Genomic DNA, 23049 nt, shown 5'->3' on the forward strand with positions numbered 1-23049 from the left:
TATGATGGACCTCGCCCGCCGCCGTGCCGCAGCAGAGACCCGTATCCTTGCCCTTCAGCAGGCCCGTGGTGTGGCATTGCTTGACGGTAAGAGCTTCGACAACCGGGAGCTTACCGCCCTGGAGACCGAACTGGACGCGATCGGTGCCGCCGAGGGTGAGGAAGCCCGACGCTCCAGAGAGGCCGCTATTGCCGCTGAGAAAGCCCGCCTTGCTGGTCTGAGGGAGAAGCTGACCAAACGCAACGAGGAGCGCTTGGAGGCTGCCGCAAAGGCGGAGCAGGCCGCCCGCGACTTCACCGAACAGTGCAAGCTCTGGATTGCTGCCAACCATGACTGTGCCGATACCGTCCGCAAGCTGAACCAGAAGGGCGGCGCCGGCATCATCGACAAGAACGAGACCGAGTTGCGGATTAGCCAGATGCTTGCCTGTGTCCTGAAGCCCCTGACGGGCATGGGCCGGAAGCTTGGCCTTGTCACCCTTCCTGACGCTGTGCCTTCCCGCTTCGGCGGCAAATGGGCCGAGACGGAACGCACCATCACCGAACCCGAGATCATCCTCGCCCTGAAAGGAGCCGAGCAATGAGAAACCCGCTTGAACCGATTTGCGACGGCAAGGCCGCGCTGGAAAGCAGCACCCTGTGTGAGCCGGGCACGGACACACCAATCATGTGGCTGTGCCGTCCCGATGGCGAACGCCTCGAACTCATGCACGGGAGGGAGGCGGCCGAAGCCCGCGCCGCCGCCTTGGTCGAAAAAGGAGTCCTCTGAAAATGGCAAAGACCGAAATTTCTACAGAAATCCCCGCGGCCCCGCGTCTGGCGCCCGTCATCGATCCGGCTCGGGTCGAGCTTCAGCATTCCGGCCAAGTATGGCGGGAATATCTGGTGCGCGTCCCATCTGACTTCGTTGCCGATGATCTGAAGGAGCCCGGTGTGTGGCGCAAGCTGCAAAATGGCAGCCGCAACGCGCTGCGCAAGTTCGACCGCGTGACAGTCGTTGCGTATGACGAAACTTGGCTTGCAGAGGCCATCGTAGCGTCCGCCGACGCCAAAGGCGCGGTGCTGGCAAAACCCCGGATCACGACGATGCCGGCACGTTTCGACAAGCTTTTCGAGGATGACAAGTATCGGGTCGCCTGGAACGGCTTTGGCTACGTCGTTGAGCGCAAGAGCGACGGTCACGTCATGACGCAGGCGACGGCAAATGCCGAACTGGCAACGCGCCTCCTGACCCAGCTCTATCCGGCGAGGGTCGCATGAGCAACGAAATCGTCATTTCCGAGAATCCTGGCGCAGCTGGAGCAGGCTCTGCGACGGGTGAAGGCCTTACGGGTGGGGCTGCGCGGGTGGGATTTGCCTCTCTACCCGCCGACCCCACCCGTAAAGCTGAAATCGAAGCCGTCATGCGCAGCGACTTCGCTCGCTACGAATCCGAAGGCCTGGATCAGGAATATGCGGCTCTGCTCCAGGGCGAGATCGAGGCGGCCAATCCCGACGCCGGCAAGCCTACCGCACCGATGCCGGCCGATGCCTCCCGCGCGACCCTGTGCAGCTCTGTGGAAGGCCAGCGGCTCGTTTACGACTGGTCCCGTGACGGTGCCTTCCAGACCCGCCTGGCGAACGTCCAGAAGGATGTTGGCGAGATCGTGCGGGAAGCCGGCAACAACCGCCGCCAGCGTGCCTTCATGGAGCGCTTTACCCAGGAAGTACCGGCGGCGGTAGAGGTGGCCTTGATGGACGAGTTTGCCACCGGGGCGCCGTGGTCTACGCCCGCCTCATCGGGTGAAATCGATCTGTTCGCCACCACGCCGGCCGGCAAGATCATGGTGCAGCATTGGGGAGCCGAAGCGGCTGAGAAGGTTGGCGTTCTCCGCCAGCGTGCCGCACGTCTGACTGACATGCTGGACGAGGATTCGGCGGCCGATCTGTGGGCCTGGTTTGAAAACCTCGATACCCACGTGATCACCAAGATCTACCGCAAGATGGCGGGAGGCTGACATCGCGAAACTCCCAACGGCCTTAGACCTCAGTGGCCCAGAAAATCTGCGCTCCGGCAGAACGATCGCGCAAATTGACACGAGCGGCATCGGTCGCGGCCTGGAAAACCTCGGGGCTGCTATCCAGTCGATCGGCGCTGAGCGCAAGAAACAGGATGCTCTGCTGGGTGGAACGACCGCTGACGGTATCGCCACCAAGCAATTGAACGACTTCGAGCGCACCTTCGATTCCCAGACGGACTACGCCAATTTTCAGAATCGATTTGAGGATGGCGCCGCAAAGATCGGCTTCGATGCCGCGCAGCATATTGGCGATCCGCAGTCGCGGGCGACATGGCTGGCGGACTTCAACAACCGTGCGTTGTCTGCCCGCAATCGTGTCCTGAACCTTTCCGAAGGGCGGCAGAAGGAACAGCGCCTGGTCAATTACAAGACCGGTCTCCAGGCGTACCAGTCTGTGATTGCGGACCCGGACGCCAGCGAGGAAGCCCGCACCCATGCCCGGCAGAACGCGGAAGCCTCGATTGCTGCTGCGAAGCAGATGGGAGACCTCTCTCCCTCAGAAGCCCAGGACTGGCACGAAAGCGTGATCAACGGCGGCGACTTCGTCTATGGTCAGCGGGAGATCGAGAAAGACCCGGGTGTCATCACTGGTAAGCTCCCGGTCAGCGTTGCAGGGAGGACAAGTGCGGCGCTCTCGTTCTTCATGGGGCGTGGCTACACCAAGGAACAGGCCGCCGGCATTGTCGGCAATCTGCTGGCGGAGAGTTCCCTGAACCCCGGCGCCCGGAACGGTGGCGACGGCACGGACGGTTCCGATTCGATCGGTATTGGCCAATGGAATTCCAGCCGGGCGGTGGCCCTGAAACAGTTTTCTGCCGATCATGGCGCCGACTGGCGGGATTACGGCATTCAGCTTGCCTTTGTGGACCATGAGCTGAACACCAGTGAGAAGGGTGCGGCAGGGCTGATCAAGAACGCCACCGACGTGAAGTCGGCCGCCGAAGGCGCGATCATGTACGAGCGCCCGGCAGGGTCCGACAAGGGGCCGCAGAACGCTCTGCACTACGACAAACGCCTTCGCTACGCCGCACAGGCCGCTGGCGAATCCGTGAAGCCGGAATGGTTCACGTCCCTGCCGGCAGACAAGCAGCTTCAGTTGGAGAAGTACGCCGCCGCTGAGCAGGACCGCCAGAACGTCCAGGCGCGCGGCTCGCTGGATATTGCCGTCCAGAATGCTCCGGCCGCGATCATGACCACTGGCGCCTATTCCGGGCCGTTGCCGACCGTGGAGCAATTCCAAGGGGCCTATCCCCAGGACGGCGCGCAGCGCTACAGCGCCTTTAAGCAAAGCCTCGATGTGGCGCAGTCGGCGCACGATTTTCAAACCATGTCCACCGCGGACATCGTTGCTGCTGTTGCCTCGTCCCGGCCAACGTCTTCGGGCAATGACGCGGCCTTGCAGCAAGAGAAGTACCAGACCCTTTCGCAGGCGGCCGATAATGTCATCGCCGCACGCAAGGCAGACCCGTTCACGGTCACGCAGCAGGCCTTCCCGCGCCTTCGAGACGCATGGCAGGCAGCAGCGGCCAGCCAGAACCCCGCCGACATGCAGGCGGCTCTTTCCGAGACCGCGCAGGCTCAGCAATCGCTCGGGATCGCCCAGCCCGCTCTCTTGCCTTCCACGGTGGCCGACACAGCGGCGGCGGCGTTCAAGAACGAGTCACTTCCCGACGCGGCGCGGTTCGCTCCTGCCGCCGGCCTGTTGATGGCTACGAATGACACCAAGCAGCGGCAGCAAATCTTTGATCAGCTCGTCAAGGCAGGAATGCCGCCCGAGGCGGAGGGCGCCGCCATGGCGCTTGCGCGCGGCGATGAAGGTGCCGCGCGTCGCCTGTTCCAGGCTGCTTTCGTTGATGTCTCGAAGCTGCCCGGTTCCAACCCGACGACGCCTGAAAAGATCGGCACCGAAGTTCAGTCGCAACTCTTCGACCAGGGCAAGGTTGGCGATCTGTTCTATGGCCTCTCGTTCGGCACGGCCGAGAATTACGAGCATGCCACCAGGGCAACCAAGCTGCTCAGCAATGCCGTCATGGTCCGCATGCGCAATGGCGCAACGCTGGAGCAAGCTGTGACCGATGCCGGCCGCGATCTGTTCGGCAATGTCGCGCCGATAATCACCAACCACGCCGAGATACTGTTGCCGACAGACCAAGATCCTCAGCCGGTCGTGGGTGCTTTGTCCGACTTGCTGCCGGAGGTGAAGTCCGCGCTCCAGAAGCAGGCGGAAATTCCGGACGCTGTGCCGGCATCGGACGGCAGTCGGGCGACCGTCAAGGCCGCCTTGGAAAACCACGTCGAGAATGTTCTTCTTCAGGGCAAATGGCGCAACGGCCCGGAAGACGGGACCTATGTGTTCATGGATTCCTACACGGGCCAGGCGATCGGCGATGCCACCGGCAATCCGGTCGTGTTCCGAATTCACCCGGTTATGCGTCCGGCGCCAACGCCATCGATCACCGATCTGGGTCTGCCCTTCGGAGAGCAGAGAGACCTTATCAGCAGCATGCGGAGGACGCAGGGACAATGACCGAATTTGAGCAATTGCTGGAAGACATCAAGGCCATGAGTGACGAGGTGATCGTTGTGCAGGCGCGCGGTCTCAAAGCGAAATGGGCTGACTTCGGAATCGATCCCGAGTCCGAAACCGCAACCAGCATCCTGGAGGCGTACAGGACCGAAATTAAACGTCGGGGGCTTCACCTCGACTGAGCCGATCCGCGCCTTCGGCAAGCGCGCCTGGAACGTCGGATGACGTCCCATCCCTTAGATGGAGCCTACTTTGACCAGCATCACAACTGCCCGCCTTGACGGGCTTTCGTCCAGCACCGCGATCAAAGGCCCATGCAAGGTCGCGACAACCGCAAACATCATCCTGACCCATGAGCAGACCATCGATGGCGTGTCTGTCGTCACGGGTGACAGGGTGCTCGTCAAGAACCAGACGACCGCCACCGACAACGGCATCTACATCGCTGACACGGGAGTATGGCGGCGTTCGGCAGATTTCGCCAAGACCCGCGATGTGCGGCAGGGCAGTCTCGTTCTTGTCGCGGAAGGGTCCGCCAATTCGGGCCTTTGGCAGGTCGCGACCGCAGACCCCATCTCGATAGGCACGACCGAGATATCATTCTCGTTTGGCCCGGCTAAGTTTGCGGGCTCCCTGCCGAGCCGGTCGTTGATCAAGATGCTCGTTCCTCAGCCAGGTATGTCGGTGATCCTGACGGAAGCGGGGCGCACTGGCCCGTTCATCTGGACGACCGGGGATTTCACTGCGCTTGCAGCCCTCGACACACTGGAGGGTGTGGTTATCAAGGCGAATAGCGTTGCCCTGACTGTCGGCGCATGGGTTAGAGATTACGACATCGCCAGACCCGAGATGTGGGGCGCTGTCGGTGCAGCCGCCTCAGCCCCTAACTCTTCCGTGCCTGACGAATACGCCGCCCTTCAATGCATGCTGAACGTGGTGGGCTACACTGGCGGCGCCATCGAGATAACGCCCGGCCGGGCGTTCAAGACGAACACCCGCCTATATGCTCGGATCACGCGCCAGCAAGCGGCACTGAAGACGTTGGCGGCCGACCTCTACATAAGCGACAAATCAAGCTTCAAGCTCTACTCGGACGGCTCTGGCAAGCTGATTGCCGGCGCGGCCATGACAGGCTTGATCACCTTCCAATACAATTCCGCTGCCGTTGGCGGTGTCACCAACAGTCGCGGACCCGATCAATCGGAGGTATGCGGCCTGGTGCTGGACTGCAACGGCCTCGCGGTGGACGCCATCATTTCGGACTACACGTTTGGGGTGAACATCCACGACAACACGATCTTTGATTACACTCGGGCGGCCTGCACTTGGACCGGATACGGCGGCTCCCACGTCGCGCACAACGTCTTCAAAGGGCCGGTCGGTGTGGGCATCTACGCGATGGGTGGCGGCGACATCTACATTGGAGAGAATCAGTATTTCTTCCCGCTGACCGGCGGTCGCGCCGTCTTTGTTCAGGACAGTGCCAACGTGGTGGTTGCCGGCGGGACGGTGAACTCGGAAAGCATCTCCGGGTGCATCGCCGTGGAAATCGAGGCGACCTCGGGGCATTCGGTGCGTCAGGTCGTGGTGCGCGACATGGAATGGTCCGGGCTTCAGGTAGGCGTCTATGCACATACTGCGTCCGCTTCCGAGCGCATCTATGGGCTTGTCATCGACAGCAACCATGCAACTTCCGGCTCTGGCTTTGACAGGCCAGTGATCAATCCCGGCGCCATCTGCCTGCTTCAACGCTGTGATGAGGTCTCCCTCAACAACAACATGGCCAACAGTCGAAACCTGTCAGTAGCCAGCGACGGAGCCTACAGCCTGAGCGAATGCCGTGATGTGGTGGTCAAAGGCGCGATCATTGCGAATTACAGCGGTGAAGCTGCTTACATCCAGGGCTGCGACAATGTGCAGTGGGTGGGGGGATCGGTTCGTGATGTTGGTCAAGCTGGTGCCGGCGGCGCTATCTTCGATCTCGACGGCTCGACAAACTGCAACATCAACCCGGCGCGCGTTGTCCAGACTTCAGGCTCCTATGCCCAGATTGGCATCATCGAGCGGGCCGGCAGTTCTGGAAATACCAGCCTCAGCGTCGACTGGGTGGGTGTGAGCACGCCGTGGCAGAAGACGGGCTCCACCAATGGAGTATTCCGTCGCTTCAAGCGTCCGTTCGCAGAGGTGAAGTTCTTCAAATCTGGATCAACACTGACCCAGTTCGGCGCTTCAGCCAACATCGCTTCGCTGACGAGCGCGGGAACGGGCCTCGTGGACGTTGCTTTCACGACCGCTCATCCCGACGCAAGCAGTTATCGCGTCACCGCGACAGGAGCGAGCTGCAAAGTCTATGTGCAGACACTTACGACCACTGGCTTCCGCGTTGTGATGCTGGATCTGGCCGACAGTCCGGTTGACCAGGGTTGCATGCTTGAAGTGGTGTCGATGCTCTAGGCCAATAGCTCCGCCCCGCGAAGGGCGCGCTTGAAAAATTAACCGAATAAGAGCAACGTGTCCGTGGGCTTGAACACCCGGACCAGTGACGACCGAAAATCGTTGGCGCGATCTAAGTCGTTTTCCCGCTTGCGGGATGACGCGCAGCTTGGCGGCTGCCGCGAACGGCCTTTCTATAGGCCGGGGGCGGTGGTGCTGTCCAGCGGGAAACCGTAAAAGCCATCGGCCTGTCTCACTGGCAGGTGTTCAACCCCCGGCTTTGGCGCCGTCCGCCATGTGGGCCTTGAACAGTCCTTTACCAGTGAGAAACCATCATGAACATCTTGCCAGGATTTCCCCAGCTTCGCCGTCTGTGCGGGTCGCTGCTGCCGCCCGACTCAGTAACCATCGAACAGCGCGCAACGACCCCAACAATCGAAGAAGCAGGGAATGCGATCATGAACCAACAGCTCAGCCGCAGAGCAGCATTTGCAGCGACCACGGCGCTTGCCGCAACGGTGGTACCATTCGAAGCTAGCGCTGCTGACCTCGTCGAAGCCCCGGTGGACAAAGTGAACAGGCTTGCACGGGAATTGTCCTTAGCTATGGATGACTGGATGGCCGATCTTGGTGGCGCCAAAGACCAGTTTGTTGCCGAGATATACCCATCTAAAGCACGAGAATTCGCGATCGGATTCCGGCACAACTTGGGCGGCTGGTCCCCCGACGAAGAACTGATCGCTTTGGCGCGCGAATTCAAGCTCGCGGAGGCAACATGGAAGACCGTCTGGGAGGAATGCGAACGGACCCTGGACGATTTTGAGAGTCGCAATGGTGACCCGCGAGATCACTGCCCGATAAAGGATTTCCCAGAGTACTGGCAAAAGCGGCATGCTGAGTGCGAGCCAAGCATTGAAGCATCGGCCGATATGGCGGAGGTCTGCGACGGCATAAGAAAACGCCTGCATGCAATCCCAGCCAAGACAATTGCCGGCATCGCTGCAAAGGCTGAGACGCTCCAATTTGATACCAGCTTGTATCCAAAAGAGCCTGAGCGGCCCATCAATGAGTGGGACTGGGATGTAGAGTGCCTCCACCTGTTCGTGGAGGAGGTGAGCGCAATGGCGGCCAGAGGCTTCTGACCGTCTGGACAAATTTGTCCGCACGGAGGCCCGGCAGCTTCGGCTTCCGGGCCTTTTCTATGGCTGTTCGCAATCCTGTACGTACGACCAGTAAAACGGAAGAAAATGTAAGTATTTCAATGGCATGTGGCGGAGGGAGTGGGATTCGAACCCACGGTGAACTTGCGCCCACGCCGGTTTTCAAGACCGGTGCCTTAAACCGCTCGGCCATCCCTCCGGTGACTGCCGGCCACTGCTCTAGTGTGCCCGGCAAAGGCCTGTCAACCGGCTTGCGTGAAGCGGCGCTTCTCCAAGCCCCGGGACAGGACAAGCAGCGTCACAATCTTGCCCGGTTCCGGCCACAATCGGTTAATACCGTGATAAACAATTCCTGCGCACAAAGGATCGGGGTCCGAGACGTCGTTGGCATTGTCGAGTGAGCGCGTGGCTCTCTGATGGTCGGACACGATGTTGTTGGTCGAGACTTTAGGGGGGCAATCAAGAATGCAGGCTGTGACGCACCCGCGTCTTCGTCGCGTTGCCACGGTTGCGTTGCTTGCGGCGTCGGCTGCATTGCTTGCCGCTTGCGCGTCGCAGCCCGAGCCGAAGGGCATGGTCTACAAGAAGACCCGCTCCAAGGAATATTTCGCCGAGACCGAATATGGGGTGAAGGCCAGTCCGCGCGCTGCCTTCATGCGGCGCGGCGGCGGCCGCGACCAGCTCGGCAAGCCGTATCAGGTGCGCGGCAAGTGGTATTATCCCAAGGAAGAGAAGCGCTACGCCAAGGTCGGCCTGGCTTCGTGGTATGGCGACGCCTTCCATGGAAGGCTGACCGCCAACGGCGAAGTCTACGACACGGCGCAACTAACGGCGGCGCATCCGACGATGCCGCTGCCCAGCTATGCCCGCGTCACCAACCTCGAAACCGGCAGTTCGGTCATCGTGCGCGTCAATGACCGCGGCCCATACCATGAGGGCCGCATCATCGACGTCTCGGAGCGTGCCGCGCAGATGCTCGACTACGACAAGGTCGGCACCGCGAAGGTGAAGGTCGAATATGTCGGCCGCGCGCCGCTCGACGGCAATGACGACCAGTACCTGATGGCCTCCTACCATCCCGGCAACCGCATACCGGATCCATCGGATGGCTTGCCGACCGGCGTCATGGTGGCCATGAACGGACCGTCGCCGAGCCTTCCGGCGGGTGCTGCCGCCGTGCCGTTTCCAGGTCAGCTGACCGATTCCGCGACCCCGGTCCAGGCGCAGATGTCCGCGCAGTCGCCGGCCTTCGGCGATCTGGCGCTGCCCGATTTCGGACCGATCGTGCCGGAACGTCCCGAGATCGGCTTGCCGCCGCAATCGCCGTTCGCCATGGCCTCGCTGTCCTATGCGGATGAACGCGTCCATCGCGCGGATGTCTTTGCCGCGCTGGACGACAGCGGCATGTCGCCCGCCGACATCCTGCGGTCCTGGAAAAAGACCGATCGCCAAGCGGCGCCGTCCAGCTCCGACTATGTCGCCGCCGGCACGTTCGACGATGCCACCGAGGCCAAACGTGTGGCCTCGGCGCTAAAGTCCTTCGGCAGAATAGAAATCCAGCGCTCCGATCTCGACGGCAATGACTGGTATGCGGTCAACCTCTATCCGGACGGCCATGGCGACCTGGACGAGTTGCTGAAGGCGGCATGGTCCCACGGCGCGCCCGACGCGCTGGTCGTGCGCGACTGATCCGAGAGCCGGCGTGCCGCCGGCAGTTGATCCCTCGCCGAAAAAGCCCGATAGTTTCGGCACGCCGGAGGGGCCGGCCAACGGGTCGCTTTTCATGCAATTTCGCTTGCTACAGCCTTTCGCCGGGTTTGTTCTCCTTGGCCTGCTGCTTATGCTTTCGCCGGCCCAAGCGCAGCTTTTCGAAACCAAGGCCGCACAGGCCTTCATGATCGATGCCGACACCGGCACGGTGCTGTTTTCGAAAGATGCCGACAAACCCATTCCGCCGGCCTCGATGGCCAAGCTGATGACGATGGAAGTGGTTTTCAACGCCCTCAAGTCCGGGCGCCTGAAACTCGACGATACGTTCGTGGTCAGCGAGAACGCCTGGCGCAAAGGTGGCGCGCCGTCGGGGACCTCGACGATGTTCGCCAAGCTCAAATCGGCGATCCGGCTCGAGGACCTGATCCAGGGGGTGACCGTGCAGGCCGCGAATGACGGCTGCATCGTCATCGCCGAAGGCATGGCCGGGTCGGAGGATAATTTTGCCGAAGAGATGACCGAACGCGCGCGCCAGATCGGCCTCAAGACTTCGACTTTCGTCAATTCGACCGGCCTGCCGGCCGATGGCCAGCAGACAAATGTGCGCGAACTGGCGCAGCTCGCGCTCCATCTGCGGCGCGAATACCCCGATTTCTATCGCTACTATGGCCTGAAGGATTTCACCTGGAACAAGATCTCGCAGAGAAACCGCAACCCGCTGCTGGCGATGGACATCGGCGCCGACGGCCTGGCTGTCGGCGCAAGCGAGACATCCGGCTTCGGCATCGTCGCTTCGGTCAGCCACGATGGCAAGCGGGTGATCGCTGCAATGAGCGGGCTGGCCAATGACAAGGAGCGTGCCGAAGAGGCGCGCAAACTGCTCGATTGGGGCGTTCGTTCGTTCGAGAAGACCGAGATCTTCGCCAAGGACGAGGTGGTCGGAGAGGCCCAGGTCTTTGGCGGTGCGAAATCCGGTGTGACGCTGAAGGCAAAAGGTCCGATCGACATCTTCCTGCCGATCACCAACCGCGACAAGCTGACGGCGAGAATCGTCTACACCGGGCCGGTCGCCGCTCCGGTGGAGGAGGGGCAACCGGTGGGCGCCCTGCGCGTCTGGATCGGCGACACGCTGAGCCAGGAGACACCGTTGTTCGCCGCCGAAACGATCGGCGTCGGCACGTTGCCGCAACGCGCGCTCGATGCCGTCAAGGAACTGGCTATCGGCTGGCTTCGATAACACCGACGGCATGGACGTTTTCCCGAACGCGGACTATCTAGAGCGCAACAATCCACTCGAACACGAACAAAGGCCCTCGGTTGGCGCGCGGATTTTTCATCACCTTCGAAGGCGGCGAAGGCGCAGGCAAGTCGACACAGATCGAGCGGCTGGCCACAAAGATGCGCGCCAAGAAGTATGACGTCCTGCGCACGCGTGAACCGGGCGGCTCGCCGGGCGCCGAAGCGGTCCGTCATGTGCTGCTGTCGGGCGCCGCCGAACCGTTCGGGCCGAAGATGGAAGCGCTGCTCTTCGCCGCCGCGCGCTCCGACCATGTCGAGCAGGTCATCCGTCCGGCCGTCGAGCGCGGCTCCATCGTGCTTTGTGACCGCTTCCTGGATTCCTCGCGTGTCTATCAGGGCGTTACGGGCGGGATCGATCCGGCGTTCATGGCCATGCTGGAACAGGTCGCCATCAACGGCATGATGCCCGACATGACGTTGATCTTCGATATCGACCCGGCCGAGGGTTTGAAGCGCGCGACCTTGCGGCGCGGCAGCGATGCCGCCGCCGACCGCTTCGAAAAAGAGACGCTGGCCATCCACCAGGCCCGCCGCGAAGCGTTCCTGGCGATCGCCGCGGCAGAGCCGGAGCGCTGCATCGTCGTCGATGCGTCCGCCGATCCGGATACGGTGGAGGACGTCGTCACCGCGGCCGTGTTCGCGGCACTGGAGGCAAGGGCGCCCGAGCGCAACAGGCAGGTCGCACCGGTATGATCTTCGAACGCATCGCGCCGGAACAGCACGATACGCTGGATGGTGTGCCGGAACCCTCCGAAACGCCGCGTCTGGTCGGGCACGGGCAGGCCGCCGCCATGCTGGCTGCCGCCTATCGGGCGGGAAAGCTGCCGCATGCGCTGATCTTCGCCGGACCTGTCGGAATCGGCAAGGCGACGCTTGCCTTCCACCTTGCCCATCATCTTTTGAAGCACCCGGCCTTCGACCAGGCACCCGGCAACCTGGCGGTTCCCGATCCGGCATCGCCGCTGTTTCGCCAGATCGCCACCGGGGCGCATCCCGGGGTGCTGCACCTGACCCGCCCCTTGAACGACAAGACCAAGAGCTTCAAGACCGTCGTCACCGTCGACGAAATCCGCAAGGTCAGCCGCTTCCTGTCGCTGACGTCGCACGACGGCAGCTACCGGGTGGTGATCGTCGATCCGGCCGACGACATGAATGCCAATGCGGCCAATGCCTTGCTGAAGAATCTTGAGGAACCGCCGGCACGAACCCTGTTCATTCTCATCGTCCATGCGCCGGGCAGTCTGCTGCCGACGATCCGCTCGCGCTGCCAGGTGGTGCGGCTGACACCGCTCGACGCCAACGAGCTGATGGCGGTGCTGGAGACCGCGGAACCGCCGCCGCCGGACGATCCGGCCGCGCGAGCCGCGCTGGTCGAGCGGGCAGGGGGAAGCGCCCGCAGCGCGATCCTGTTGACGCAATATGGCGGGTTGGAGATCGCACAGACGCTCGATGGCCTGGTGGCGAAGGGAAAGAGCGATATTGGCGGCGCCTATCGCCTGGCTGAAGCCGTCGCGGGCCGAGATCAGGCGATCCAGTTCGACATCTTCAACCGCCGGGCACTGGACCTTCTGTCGGACGCGGCAAGCCAGGCGGCGCTGGCCGGCGACCTTGCTCGGGCCAAAACACTGTCGGACAGCTGGCATGAGGCGCTGGACGCCATATCGGAGACCGATACCTACAATCTCGACAAGAAGCAGCATGCCTTGACCATGATCGATCGACTGAATTCGGCGATGCGCGTGTGACGGTCATCTGGGGCGGCAATCGCCAGCCGCTGGCAGCTGTTGGAGGATCGCGGCCGGCTATTCAGGCCGTCATCCGCGCCGGCTTGCTCGCGGCACCATTGAGCGCGGCATCATATTTGGCGCGATTGGCCCAATAGATCGTGGCGAACAGCAGCGCCTGGTCGCGGAAAGGAATGTGGTCTACAGCATCGCTGGCGGCCTCGGCTTCGATCCAGTCGATATGGAAGTCGGCGGCCCCCTTCCTGTCGCCGCCATGTGCCATCTGCTGGAACCGATGCATATGGTCCTCGATGTCGGGATAGCGGTCGGCCCAGACAATCGACCATTGCCGGTTCTGCATGGTGAATTTGCGGATCCAGCGCTCGCTCAGGTCCATGTCGCCTTCGGGCTTTGAGTACATGACGTTTCGCCGCGCTTCGAGCAGCGTGTTGGTGGCGACGACTTCGTTCTCGCGCCATAGAAGCCGCATGGCCGGATCATTGAGAAACCGGTCCGCATAAATGGGATGCGGAAACGCGCTTTCCCTCAGTCCATCGATCTTGAAATAGACCAGCAGTTCGGAAGCCACGCTCGCTTCGAGCTCGTTGCGCTCCATCTTGCCGTGGAACGCCTCGAACCCGATGCCCGGTATGAAGGGCATGTGCGCGGCGTGCCAGATTTCATGCAGAATGTAGAGATCCTCGACGGCCGGAGCGGCATAGTCGTCCCGGCGCATCGTCAGCCCCCACCAGGTGCAGAAGTGCGCGCGTTCCAGGCGGTCGTTGGTGGTCTCGCAGGTGAAGCGCGGCAGGCGGGCGTACTGATCGACGACGTCGTGAATGTAGCCGCCCTCGCGATGCGAGGATCGGAATACATCCGTTTTCCAGTGCGCCAGGCAGTGGGCATGGACGTCATCGCGGGTGACCAGCGGGATTAGATGCTTCATGAAACCGGTCCAGGAGGGGCCATGCCGATCCGCTCCGCCATGCCTGGCGTGAGACACAAGCGGGGCCGAGCACCGATCGCGCCAGGGGCGCGGGTAAGGTAGGAGGCCATGTCCGAATCCCCGTCCGCCCCTGCCGATGCCTGGGCAAGAATGAAGACGTCCGCCGGCACCAGGGCGAGGCCGAGAGCCTGGCCGGCATGTTCCGCAGCGCTATGTTGAACCGCTGTGTAGCGGCGCGCCATGGCGAACACGTCGAACCGCTCCATCAGCCGGATTCCCAGTTGCAGCGACGTCAGGTTCTTGAACCATTGATTGCCGAACAGGCCGAGATTCTCCGATCGGCAAAACACACCGCCTATGCGGTCGTAATAGGTGCCGAACGGTTTGGACAGGCTGATCACCACGGCACTCACGCAAGGGGCGTCGGCGAGGATCGTTTCCGGCGGTGGCTCGGCGGTTGCCCCGACATAGGTCAAATCCAAGACGACCTGGGCCGGGTTCGCGCGTCCGCTGAGCCGGCGAAGAAATGCGTTGGCTTCGGGCCATAACATGCCGTCAATGGCCGAGGGTTGGCTGAGGCACAGCAGATGCTGGGGGTCGATGGTGTCGGCGATGTCGCGCCAGTCATGGCGGTCATATTCCGTCACCGGAATGCCGCAGGCTTCAGCATAGGCTCTGTAGCCCTCATACTCGCCACGAAAGATTGCAAGGCGAGGGGGGAATCCGTCGAGGCGCGCGCGGTTCCCGTAATCGGCAATCAGGTGAAAAAGCGGCTCGCTTGCACCCGCGGTCGGATAGCTGAATGGAAAGTCAGCCGTGTTCAACGGCGCCATCGGCTTCGCCCAACCGAGCCAGGTGTCGAAGAACCGTTTGTGCAGCGCGTTCTGCTTTCCGGTCCAGGCATGGCGAAACTGATCGAGATAGGCCGCACGGACCGGATCAGGGCCATTTCCGGTATTGTTGCCGAGCAATTCGGCCTTTACCGCCTCGATCTCGGAGGTGACGAGGGCGTAGACGGTTTTGCTCGCGCCGGCCTGGCGCAAGCGCAGATCGAGATTCGGTCGCGGATCATATTGTGTGGTCGTGGCCATGCAGGTCTGCCTTTGCCCGTCACGACCCTAAGGGAACGTTGCCCGACTTTGCAACGGCTTGCCGCTGGACCATGGTGATGAATGCGCAGGTCAGGCAGGCGGTCTGGACTTGGCATGAGGCCTTGGACGTTATATTTGAGACCGACACCCCGCAATCTCGACAAGAAGCAGCACGTCCTGACCATGACCGACCGCCTGAATTCTGCAATGCGAATGTGACGGCCTTTTTTGGTGCATGCCGTTGCCCCCGGAAACCGGGGCGACTTTTGGGCGGCATGCATTGGTCTCGGGATGGCAATCGCCATTCCGATGCGATATCCACCGCCACGGCTCCCATTCAGACATTCATGACGGTTCATTCATGTCACGCGACACATTCTACATCACGACCGCGATTTCCTATCCTAACGGCAAGCCGCATATCGGCCATGCCTACGAGTTGATCGCCACGGACGCGCTTGCCCGCTTCCAGCGGCTTGACGGCAAGCAGGTCTTCTTCCTCACCGGCACCGACGAGCACGGCATCAAGATGCTGCAGACGGCCAAGCGCGAAGGCATTTCGGCGCGCGAACTGGCCGACCGCAACTCGGCCGAGTTCAAGCGCATGGCGACCGCGCTCAACGCCTCCAACGACGATTTCATCCGCACCACCGAGGAGCGGCATTACGCGGCTTCGCAGGCGATCTGGAAGGCGATGGCCGCCAATGGCGACGTCTACAAAGGCGGCTATGCCGGCTGGTACTCGGTGCGCGACGAAGCCTATTACGGCGAGGAGGAGACCGAGGTCCGTCCCGACAATGTCCGCTACGGGCCGCAGGGAACGCCGGTCGAATGGGTCGAGGAAGAGAGCTACTTTTTCCGGCTGTCGGCCTATCAGGACAAGCTCATTGCGCTTTACGAAGGCCAGCCCGACTTCATTGGCCCGGCCGAGCGACGCAACGAGGTGATGAGCTTCGTCAAGTCGGGACTGAAGGACCTGTCGATCTCGCGCACCACATTCGACTGGGGCGTGCCGGTACCTGGCGACGAAAAGCATGTCATGTATGTGTGGGTCGACGCGCTGACCAACTACATCACCGGCGTCGGCTATCCCGATGAAAAGGCTGATAATTGGCGTTTTTGGCCGGCCGATGCGCACATCATCGGCAAGGACATTGTGCGCTTCCACGCGGTTTATTGGCCGGCCTTTTTGATGTCGGCCGGCATTCCGCTGCCGAAGCGTGTCTTCGGCCACGGCTTCCTGTTCAACCGCGGCGAGAAGATGTCGAAGTCGGTCGGCAACGTCATCGACCCGTTCACCATGGTCGAGCATTACGGCCTCGACCAGGTGCGCTACTTCTTCCTGCGCGAAGTGCCGTTCGGGCAGGACGGCAGCTACAGCCATGAAGCGATCGTCAATCGCACCAATGCGGATCTGGCCAATGGTCTCGGCAATCTGGCGCAGCGCTCGCTGTCGATGATCGCCAAGAATTGCGGCGGCGTGGTGCCGAAGCGCGGCGATATGGCGGAAGCCGACAAGGTGATCCTGGATCAGGCGATCGACGCCCTCGTCACCGCGCGCAAGGCAATGGCTGAGCAAGGCATCCATCTGGCACTGGCGGCGATCTTCGGCGTGGTTGCGGAAGCGGACCGGTATTTCGCCGGGCAGGAACCCTGGGCGCTCAAGAAAACCAATCCGGAGCGCATGGAAACGGTGCTGTGGACGACGGCCGAAGTGGTCCGGCGCGTGGCGGTTCTATGCCAGCCCTTCATTCCGGGCTCGGCCGGCAAGCTGCTCGACCTCCTGGCGGTGCCGGCGGACAGTCGCGATTTCGTGCATGTCCACGCCGACCATGCGCTTGTGTCCGGCACGCAGCTGCCTGCGCCGGAGGGCGTGTTTCCGCGCTATGTCGAACAGACGGACGCGAACGCCTGATGCTCGTAGACAGCCATTGTCATCTGGACTTTCCGGACTTTGCCGAGGAGCGGGCGGCCATTGTCGCCCGCGCCAAGGCGGCCGGTATCGGCCGCATGGTGACGATCTCCACGCGCGTGAAGCGGTTTCAGCAAATCCTTGAGATCGCGGAGACTTTCGACGAAGTCTATTGCTCTGTCGGTACCCATCCGCACAATGCCGCCGAGGAGCTCGACGTCACCACGGCCGACCTTGTCCGCCTGTCTGCTCACCCGAAGGTGGTGGCGATCGGTGAAGCGGGGCTCGATTTTTTCTACGACAAGGCACCTCGCGAGGCGCAGGCGCAGGGTTTTCGCGCTCATATCGCCGCAGCCCGCGAGACCGGGCTGCCTCTCGTCATCCACTCGCGCGATGCCGACGATGACATGGCCGCCATTCTCGAGGACGAGACGGGGAAGGGCGCCTTCCCGTTCATCCTGCATTGCTTTTCGTCGGGACGGCGGCTCGCCGAAATTGGCGTGTCGTTAGGCGGCTATGTGTCGTTCTCGGGCATCCTGACTTTCAAGAACTCAGCCGAATTGCGCGCCATCGCCGCCGATGTGCCGCATGACCGGCTGCTGGTCGAGACGGACGCGCCATATCTGGCGCCGGTACCGTTTCGCGGCAAGCGAAATGAGCCGGCCTATGTCGCGCAGACCGCCAAGGTGCTGGCTGAAACAATTGGCATCAGCGAGGCTGAAATCGCAGCGTTGACGACCAACAATTTCTTTCGGCTGTTTCGAAAAATGCCACGCCCGGACCAGCGGGCGCCTGAGGCATGAGCGACCGGCTGCGCCTGACCATTCTCGGCTGTGGATCGTCGCCAGGCACGCCACGCATCACCGGCGACTGGGGCAATTGCGACCCCACCAATCCCAGGAACCGGCGCATGCGCACGGCCGCGCTTGTCGAGCGCATTGCCGCCGATGGCGGCCGCACCACGGTCGTCATCGACACCGGGCCGGATTTCCGCGAGCAGATGCTGATGGCTTCAGTCAGGCGCATCGATGGCGTGATCTACACGCATCCGCACGCCGACCACATCCACGGCATCGACGATTTGCGCGGCTATGTGCTGGAACAACGGCATCGCATCGCCATCCATGCCGACGAGCCGACCATGCTGCGGCTGCGCGAGGCGTTCGGCTATTGCTTCGAGACGCCGCCAGGCAGTTCCTATCCGCCGATCGTCGACGCCCACATCATCGACCATGCCAGGCCGGTTGTGATCGAAGGAGAGGGGGGTGCCCTCACCTTCGAGCCGCTGCCCCAGATCCATGGCGACATCATTTCGCTGGGTTTCCGCATCGGCGGGCTCGCCTACTGTCCCGATATCAGCGATTTTCCCGATGCCACCGTCGAGCGGCTGCGCGGCCTCGATGTGCTGATAATCGACGCGCTGCAATACAAGACCCACCCGAGCCACATATCGCTTGGCCAGGCGCTTGAATGGATCGAACGGCTGGCGCCCAAACACGCCGTCCTGACGCATATGCACGTGCCGCTGGATTATGCCACGGTGATGACTGAGACGCCGGAGACCGTGGTGCCGGCCTACGACGGCATGGTGATCGAAACTCCTTATGAATCAGCGTGATGAACACGCTTGTTTATTCCGCTGTTCACTTCTTCGGCTGGAATATCAGCAGCGTGCCGATGCGCTCGTAGCCCATGCCAGGATACAGCAGCGCCCCGGTGTGGGTCGCCGTCAGCACCGAGCACCTCGACCCATGGGCACGATCATCGCCCAGCATTTTCGACAGCAGAGCCTGACCAATCCCGCGACGTCGGTGTGAAGGGTCGACATACATGTCCGCGCACCACGTGGCTCCCGTGGCACCCACGCTGCGCACGCGGCCAACGATATCGTCGCCATCGACCGCCACATATTGGCGGAACGGCGCGCCGTCGCCGAGCAGATCGTCGGCGATCGGACGCCTGCGCATGATCTTTCCCAATTGCGCTGCGCGTTCGACTGTCTGCACGCGTTCGATCGAGACTATGGCCGGCGGGCTGGGAATCTGGCGCAATCGCTGGATGAAAAAGCCTTCCGTCCGAAGCAGCCGGTAGCCGAGAGCCTTGTATGCGGTTCGCGTCGGCTCATCGGGTTCGTCGTTCGCGATCACGACGGAAATGGCGAAACCCGGCCGCGCATGCCGCCGCACGACCGCGTCGGCTTTGGGGACGGCAACGTCGTGGACGACCCATTCCTCGCTGCGGTAATCGCGAGGATTCTTGCGCACGGCATCGCGCATCAGCCACAATGGCCCGACCCGGATGGCCTCGTAGGGAAAGGTGCGGCTCTTGTCGGTGCTGTACCCATGCACGAACACCTCGATCGCGGATTCCAGCTCACGCTTGGCTGTTGTCATCCGCGCAGCGTAGCGTTGGCCATCCACTCAAGGCAACACGGATTGATGGTTCAAGCCTATGAAAATCAACCGCAATTTCCAACTGCGGGCCTATGCATCAGTTCCATAATCTATCTTATGCGACTTTCGTCGCAACGTGAAAGCGTCTCGAATCCATCTCGCAGCCCTGCCTTACAGACCTGCCTTCCGACGCAGACCGGCCCAAAAACTTCTGAGCGAATTCGCGGATGAGACAGGTGCACGCTCCACGCCGCGGTATTCGATCCTGTCGCGACCGACCGTTTCGTCATTCCAGACCAACTCAAAGGCGATGCCTTTGAGCCCGAGTTCTCCGATCTGACGCACGATGGTGTCTTGCAGATAGATATCGGATACTCGCACGCCATCGGCACGCTCCGGCAATTTGAATATCTCGGCCCCGCCGATAGCCTCCGCCCGAAGGACGAGGTTTTCGATCGTCATGATGCCGCCATCGTCAAAGCGGACGATTCTTGAACGCTCTTCGTCCAGCGCATCGACCACAGTGGTGACGTTGAAGAGCCATATGGGCTCGTCACCACGAAGCGACAGGAATTCGCCATACCGTTCGAGAATCGGCCGTAGCGACTTCAACGCCGTGGCCCTCAGAATGAGCACATGCTCGCCAAGCCAGGGAAAATCCGAATATAACCGGGGTGTTCCGTCTTCTTGCTCGTGCAGGAATTTCATCCGGGGCGAACGCCATCGCTTCTGGCTCCGGCCGCCGAGGGTCGCGAATAGCCGGTAGTCGTCGGTTTGTTCGGGAAGAACCCATTCCTGCCCCTCCACTACACTCGGAACATAGATCTTCACCCGACCTCCCGACCCTCGCACGCTTCCAGGCAGTGAAGCCCCCCTAACGCTGCGCACAGCGGCCTCGCAGCGGATTTTCGAGCACGCCGCCGATACCGACGCGTCGATCGAGACTATACATCCGTTTTGCGGACCGCCCGCACCCAACATATCACCGTAGATGACGCGGCGGTGCCGCGCGATGCTCTGTTCCTGTATCCGGGTCGGATCAGCGCACCTCCGCCGGTCGCAGGATGCGATGGATCTGGATGCGCTCGATGGAATCCGACATACAAAGCAACTACCTGCCCCAATCCGTTCATCACGCGTCGGCGGGACTGAAGGCCATCAGAATGACCACTCGATCTTCCTTTCTAGGCTTGCCCGATCGCCTCGCCGATGGCACGGTGCCCCGCGCAGTGATCTTCGGTGCTGGTCACGGCAGCACCTATCCCGGCAAAGACAGCAGCGGTCACGCCTTGACCTTGAGATCCTTAATGAGCGTCACGGAATCTCCGTCACTCAGAGGTGTGCCGTTGCTGTCTTTGACCTTCATGGTTTCACTTCCTGCCTTTGTGCATTCAGCCCGTTGAGGAGATCGGCGAGTTCCTCGGCATCGGGTCGGTTCATTCCAACGATGGTCCGACTCCCCATCTCGGCGGGCCGCCCGGTCCGAGCATCATTGACGGCCCAGGTGCCAGTCGGCTCCTGAAAAGGTTCGTAACGATGAGTCATTGGCACAGGATAGTCGCCAAGGCTCTCCCTGCCAAGATCAAATCATTATTTTTTCGCCCTGTATTGATGTTTTATGCATCAATGATACGATAGAGGATATCATTTCTCATACCAAGACGATGATTCCTCGATGATCACGGCTTCCCAGCTTCGCGCCGCTCGCGCCCTTCTCAACATCGACCAGAAAACCCTGGCGGAAATGGCAGGCGTCTCGCTGCCAACGATCCAACGAATGGAGGCCAGCCAAGGGAATGTGCGAGGCGTTGTCGACAGTTTGATGAAAGTGATCAACGCGCTGAACCGCGCCGGCGTTGAACTTCTCAGCGAACATATGCGCAGCGACGATGGTGGTCGTGGCGTGAGGTTCCGGCATCCGGACACGCTATTGGGCAAGCCGAACTAGACCATACAAAGTGGACCTCCGGCGCCCGCGCAATCACCGTCTTTCGTCTCCTTTTCCTTCCAGAAACACCCAATGAGCCTCTCCCTGCACGTCAACTTGTGGTTCCGCTTTTCCACACGGAAAGGCAGGGTTCGCCCATGATCCTCTATCTGCGTCGGCTTGCCGGGAAGGAACGGAGCGACAGGACCGATCGACATCTCGCCCGTTTCCTGACCTTTGTCGCGGGGGCGGCCAATGCTGGAGGATTTCTGGCGGTCCAGCAGTATACGTCCCATATGTCAGGCATCGTTTCGTTGATGGCTGATCACTTGGCACTCGGCAACGTCGAGCTCGCGCTTTCCGGATTAGGAGCCTTGCTGTCGTTTGTCTCTGGCGCGGCCTGTTCAGCGATGCTGATCAATTGGGGGCGACGGCAGCATCTGCAGAGCGAATATGCGTTTCCGCTTGTCCTGGAAGCCATCTTGCTGATCTGTTTCGGCCTTCTCGGCGGCCATCTCGCGCGTCATGAAGCGCTTTTTGTACCAATGACGGTGATGCTGCTTTGCTTCATCATGGGGTTGCAGAACGCCATCATTACAAAGCTATCGGAAGCCAGAATCCGGACGACGCATATCACTGGCCTGGTGACGGACATGGGCATCGAACTCGGCAAGCTGCTTTATTGGAACATCTCAAGAAGTGACTCGGACGAGCTGTTCGTGAAGGCAGATCGAAGAAAGCTGAGACTGCTTGCATCGCTTGTCGCATTGTTCTTTGTCGGCGGTGTCATCGGCGCTGTGGGTTTCAAGCACATTGGCTTTGCAGCGACGCTGTTTCTCGCAGCCATTCTCCTCGTGCTGGCCTCCATGCCAGTCCTGGAAGATATCTCCGTTCGCATGAAGCAACTCTGGCAGTAGCTCAGCGGAGTTTTTGCACCTGCCCGGTCACACCCCAAGGATTACGCTGTCTGTTGCGCTAGCGCCAAGGCCTGAACACCAATTGGCTGAGGTCATTTGCGATCTCGTCGGCTCCGACCGCTGGCGGTATCAACAATATTGGCTGGACGAGGTCCCGCACCTTACCCGCCATGACGAGCGCGTTGCGATCCGGAATACCGCGCGTGTCGAGCAGTCTCACGTTCTCCCATATATTACTGAGTTTGGCAGCAACACGATCCGGCATGATGTCAAGGTCGTGTCGAGCATGAACGTTCCCGATCAGAATACCGGACGAGCTGAGACGCGTCTGCGCCAAGCCGAAGAATGTCTCGGCACACAAGTGGTCTGGAATGCGCCTCCCGGAATATGCGTCCAGAACAATCGCATCGTAGCGATGACGGCCGGCGCGCAGAAAATCCCGCCCGTCGGAGATGCAACAGCAAACTCCATGGGGTAGTCCAAAATATTTCTGGGCGATCTGGAAAGCCTTCGGGTTGATGTCGACGATCGTGACACGCACGCCAACCCTATCCAGCATCGTCCCCAGGCTGCCGCCGCCACAACCGATCATCAAGACATCGGACGCCTGCGCTTGCGCGAGGAGGCCAAAGATCGCGTGGATGTAGGGCACGACGCTGACGCCATTCGGATCGCACTCACTTTGATAGCAGCCACCTTGGCGATAAATGAACGAACCGGAGTCCTTGGCCCGCAGAACCTCGATGTTGCCGAAATCGGTATGATATTTCGCAACCCGGATCATGCCTTGTCACCACAGCTGAGTTCCTAAGTCCGCTGTACCGCCAGTTTCACGAACTTTCTTTCTGTCAGCACTCACCCGGAGCCCAGGGATTCCTCCGTCATCGCAGCAGGCTCCGCTTCCAGCTGCAGGGCAACCCAATCGGCGAGGCTCAGCGCCTCCCAACTCGT

At 61.3% G+C, this 23049-nt stretch carries 21 protein-coding genes, 1 tRNA gene and 3 pseudogenes; 18 read left to right on the forward strand and 7 right to left on the reverse strand.

Annotated elements, in window-relative coordinates; genetic code table 11:
• Position 1: 1 nt before the first annotated feature.
• The 8 genes from EN845_RS22115 to EN845_RS22150 all read left to right on the forward strand — a co-directional run bounded on the left by EN845_RS22115 (position 2) and on the right by EN845_RS22150 (position 8161).
• A complete protein-coding gene (locus EN845_RS22115) occupies positions 2 to 583 on the forward strand; it encodes a hypothetical protein (RefSeq protein WP_127872409.1) in 582 nt (193 codons plus the stop codon).
• Positions 580 to 768: a hypothetical protein gene (locus EN845_RS22120; protein ID WP_127872408.1), complete on the forward strand. Its 189-nt coding sequence runs from the start codon at positions 580 to 582 to the stop codon at positions 766 to 768. Before EN845_RS22115 ends, EN845_RS22120 begins: the two co-directional genes overlap by 4 nt.
• Positions 769 to 770: 2 nt before the next feature.
• Complete coding sequence (locus EN845_RS22125) at positions 771 to 1259, forward strand: hypothetical protein (RefSeq protein WP_127872407.1); 489 nt, start codon at positions 771 to 773, stop codon at positions 1257 to 1259.
• Positions 1256 to 1996 carry a hypothetical protein gene (locus EN845_RS22130; RefSeq protein ID WP_127872406.1) on the forward strand — a complete coding sequence of 247 codons (741 nt, stop codon included), beginning with the start codon at positions 1256 to 1258 and terminating at the stop codon, positions 1994 to 1996. The genes EN845_RS22125 and EN845_RS22130 overlap by 4 nt, the downstream gene beginning before the upstream one ends.
• A gap of 202 nt (positions 1997 to 2198) precedes the next feature.
• Positions 2199 to 4586 carry a phage tail tip lysozyme gene (locus tag EN845_RS22135; protein ID WP_127872404.1) on the forward strand — a complete coding sequence of 796 codons (2388 nt, stop codon included), beginning with the start codon at positions 2199 to 2201 and terminating at the stop codon, positions 4584 to 4586.
• Positions 4583 to 4768, forward strand: a complete 186-nt coding sequence (locus EN845_RS22140; protein ID WP_127872403.1) for a hypothetical protein — start codon at positions 4583 to 4585, stop codon at positions 4766 to 4768. The genes EN845_RS22135 and EN845_RS22140 overlap by 4 nt, the downstream gene beginning before the upstream one ends.
• Positions 4769 to 4838: 70 nt before the next feature.
• Positions 4839 to 7040 (forward strand): hypothetical protein, encoded by a 2202-nt coding sequence (locus EN845_RS22145; RefSeq protein WP_127872402.1) that lies wholly within the window; start codon positions 4839 to 4841, stop codon positions 7038 to 7040.
• 314 nt (positions 7041 to 7354) lie between these two features.
• On the forward strand, positions 7355 to 8161 hold the full coding sequence (locus tag EN845_RS22150) for a hypothetical protein (protein ID WP_127872401.1): 807 nt from the start codon (positions 7355 to 7357) through the stop codon (positions 8159 to 8161).
• Between the two features lie 127 nt (positions 8162 to 8288).
• On the opposite strand, the gene EN845_RS22155 is transcribed toward EN845_RS22150, so the two are convergent.
• Positions 8289 to 8378: transfer RNA gene (locus tag EN845_RS22155), tRNA-Ser, on the reverse strand.
• Positions 8379 to 8644: 266 nt separating this feature from the next.
• Here EN845_RS22155 and EN845_RS22160 point away from each other — a divergent pair.
• The 4 genes from EN845_RS22160 (at position 8645) to EN845_RS22175 (ending at position 12933) form a co-directional block, all read left to right on the forward strand.
• The gene (locus EN845_RS22160; RefSeq protein WP_127872400.1) at positions 8645 to 9868 is read left to right on the forward strand and encodes a septal ring lytic transglycosylase RlpA family protein; all 1224 of its coding nucleotides are present in this window, start codon (positions 8645 to 8647) and stop codon (positions 9866 to 9868) included.
• Between the two features lie 94 nt (positions 9869 to 9962).
• Positions 9963 to 11126 (forward strand): D-alanyl-D-alanine carboxypeptidase family protein, encoded by a 1164-nt coding sequence (locus EN845_RS22165; RefSeq protein ID WP_167531438.1) that lies wholly within the window; start codon positions 9963 to 9965, stop codon positions 11124 to 11126.
• A gap of 80 nt (positions 11127 to 11206) precedes the next feature.
• Positions 11207 to 11881, forward strand: coding sequence for a dTMP kinase (gene tmk / locus EN845_RS22170; RefSeq protein ID WP_127872398.1), 675 nt, complete (start codon positions 11207 to 11209; stop codon positions 11879 to 11881).
• Positions 11878 to 12933 (forward strand): DNA polymerase III subunit delta', encoded by a 1056-nt coding sequence (locus EN845_RS22175; protein WP_127872397.1) that lies wholly within the window; start codon positions 11878 to 11880, stop codon positions 12931 to 12933. Before tmk ends, EN845_RS22175 begins: the two co-directional genes overlap by 4 nt.
• A gap of 61 nt (positions 12934 to 12994) precedes the next feature.
• On the opposite strand, the gene EN845_RS22180 is transcribed toward EN845_RS22175, so the two are convergent.
• Positions 12995 to 13858, reverse strand: a complete 864-nt coding sequence (locus EN845_RS22180; protein ID WP_127872396.1) for a hypothetical protein — start codon at positions 13856 to 13858, stop codon at positions 12995 to 12997.
• On the reverse strand, positions 13855 to 14901 hold the full coding sequence (locus EN845_RS22185) for an aminotransferase class I/II-fold pyridoxal phosphate-dependent enzyme (RefSeq protein ID WP_127872395.1): 1047 nt from the start codon (positions 14899 to 14901) through the stop codon (positions 13855 to 13857). The genes EN845_RS22180 and EN845_RS22185 overlap by 4 nt, the downstream gene beginning before the upstream one ends.
• Positions 14902 to 15310: 409 nt before the next feature.
• Here EN845_RS22185 and metG point away from each other — a divergent pair, with 409 nt between their 5' ends.
• From metG to EN845_RS22200, 3 genes are read left to right on the forward strand one after another with little or no spacing between them, the layout of a single operon-like run.
• Positions 15311 to 16864, forward strand: coding sequence for a methionine--tRNA ligase (metG, locus tag EN845_RS22190; RefSeq protein WP_127872394.1), 1554 nt, complete (start codon positions 15311 to 15313; stop codon positions 16862 to 16864).
• Entirely contained in the window at positions 16864 to 17664 is an 801-nt protein-coding gene (locus tag EN845_RS22195) for a TatD family hydrolase (RefSeq protein WP_127872393.1), read from the forward strand. Before metG ends, EN845_RS22195 begins: the two co-directional genes overlap by 1 nt.
• The gene (locus EN845_RS22200) at positions 17661 to 18479 is read left to right on the forward strand and encodes an MBL fold metallo-hydrolase (protein WP_127872392.1); all 819 of its coding nucleotides are present in this window, start codon (positions 17661 to 17663) and stop codon (positions 18477 to 18479) included. Before EN845_RS22195 ends, EN845_RS22200 begins: the two co-directional genes overlap by 4 nt.
• 25 nt (positions 18480 to 18504) lie before the next feature.
• Here the strand turns inward: EN845_RS22200 and EN845_RS22205 are convergent, their stop codons facing one another.
• A complete protein-coding gene (locus tag EN845_RS22205; RefSeq protein WP_127872391.1) occupies positions 18505 to 19254 on the reverse strand; it encodes a GNAT family N-acetyltransferase in 750 nt (249 codons plus the stop codon).
• 171 nt (positions 19255 to 19425) lie between these two features.
• The gene (locus EN845_RS22210) at positions 19426 to 20085 is read right to left on the reverse strand and encodes a DUF1629 domain-containing protein (protein WP_127872390.1); all 660 of its coding nucleotides are present in this window, start codon (positions 20083 to 20085) and stop codon (positions 19426 to 19428) included.
• Positions 20086 to 20417: 332 nt separating this feature from the next.
• Between EN845_RS22210 and EN845_RS22215 the strand changes: the two are divergent.
• Positions 20418 to 20576 (forward strand): annotated as a pseudogene (locus EN845_RS22215) (agmatinase); the annotation flags it as partial.
• On the opposite strand, the pseudogene EN845_RS22220 reads toward EN845_RS22215, so the two are convergent.
• A pseudogene (locus tag EN845_RS22220) lies at positions 20543 to 20620 on the reverse strand (PhnA domain-containing protein); the annotation flags it as partial. The pseudogenes EN845_RS22215 and EN845_RS22220 overlap by 34 nt on opposite strands.
• Positions 20621 to 20929: 309 nt before the next feature.
• On the opposite strand from EN845_RS22220, the gene EN845_RS22225 reads away from it, so the two are divergent.
• Positions 20930 to 21202 carry a helix-turn-helix transcriptional regulator gene (locus EN845_RS22225; RefSeq protein ID WP_127280787.1) on the forward strand — a complete coding sequence of 91 codons (273 nt, stop codon included), beginning with the start codon at positions 20930 to 20932 and terminating at the stop codon, positions 21200 to 21202.
• Between the two features lie 137 nt (positions 21203 to 21339).
• Positions 21340 to 22080: pseudogene (locus EN845_RS22230) on the forward strand (YoaK family protein); the annotation flags it as partial.
• A gap of 76 nt (positions 22081 to 22156) precedes the next feature.
• Here the strand turns inward: EN845_RS22230 and EN845_RS22235 are convergent.
• Complete coding sequence (locus EN845_RS22235) at positions 22157 to 22882, reverse strand: fused MFS/spermidine synthase (RefSeq protein ID WP_127872388.1); 726 nt, start codon at positions 22880 to 22882, stop codon at positions 22157 to 22159.
• Between the last annotated feature and the right edge of the window lie 167 nt (positions 22883 to 23049).

This window comes from Mesorhizobium sp. M8A.F.Ca.ET.202.01.1.1 (assembly GCF_004791595.1).
Lineage (GTDB): Bacteria > Pseudomonadota > Alphaproteobacteria > Rhizobiales > Rhizobiaceae > Mesorhizobium.

Coding starts and splice junctions, on each gene's coding strand:
- EN845_RS22195 (WP_127872393.1), top strand. CDS start 16,864: ATGCTCGTAGACAGCCATTGTCATCTGGACTTTCCGGACTTTGCCGAG.
- EN845_RS22150 (WP_127872401.1), top strand. CDS start 7,355: ATGAACATCTTGCCAGGATTTCCCCAGCTTCGCCGTCTGTGCGGGTCG.
- EN845_RS22175 (WP_127872397.1), top strand. CDS start 11,878: ATGATCTTCGAACGCATCGCGCCGGAACAGCACGATACGCTGGATGGT.
- EN845_RS22120 (WP_127872408.1), top strand. CDS start 580: ATGAGAAACCCGCTTGAACCGATTTGCGACGGCAAGGCCGCGCTGGAA.
- EN845_RS22200 (WP_127872392.1), top strand. CDS start 17,661: ATGAGCGACCGGCTGCGCCTGACCATTCTCGGCTGTGGATCGTCGCCA.
- EN845_RS22205 (WP_127872391.1), bottom strand. CDS start 19,254: ATGACAACAGCCAAGCGTGAGCTGGAATCCGCGATCGAGGTGTTCGTG.
- EN845_RS22115 (WP_127872409.1), top strand. CDS start 2: ATGATGGACCTCGCCCGCCGCCGTGCCGCAGCAGAGACCCGTATCCTT.
- EN845_RS22165 (WP_167531438.1), top strand. CDS start 9,963: ATGCAATTTCGCTTGCTACAGCCTTTCGCCGGGTTTGTTCTCCTTGGC.
- EN845_RS22140 (WP_127872403.1), top strand. CDS start 4,583: ATGACCGAATTTGAGCAATTGCTGGAAGACATCAAGGCCATGAGTGAC.
- EN845_RS22130 (WP_127872406.1), top strand. CDS start 1,256: ATGAGCAACGAAATCGTCATTTCCGAGAATCCTGGCGCAGCTGGAGCA.
- EN845_RS22180 (WP_127872396.1), bottom strand. CDS start 13,858: ATGAAGCATCTAATCCCGCTGGTCACCCGCGATGACGTCCATGCCCAC.
- EN845_RS22235 (WP_127872388.1), bottom strand. CDS start 22,882: ATGATCCGGGTTGCGAAATATCATACCGATTTCGGCAACATCGAGGTT.
- EN845_RS22160 (WP_127872400.1), top strand. CDS start 8,645: ATGCAGGCTGTGACGCACCCGCGTCTTCGTCGCGTTGCCACGGTTGCG.
- EN845_RS22225 (WP_127280787.1), top strand. CDS start 20,930: ATGATCACGGCTTCCCAGCTTCGCGCCGCTCGCGCCCTTCTCAACATC.
- metG (WP_127872394.1), top strand. CDS start 15,311: ATGTCACGCGACACATTCTACATCACGACCGCGATTTCCTATCCTAAC.
- EN845_RS22125 (WP_127872407.1), top strand. CDS start 771: ATGGCAAAGACCGAAATTTCTACAGAAATCCCCGCGGCCCCGCGTCTG.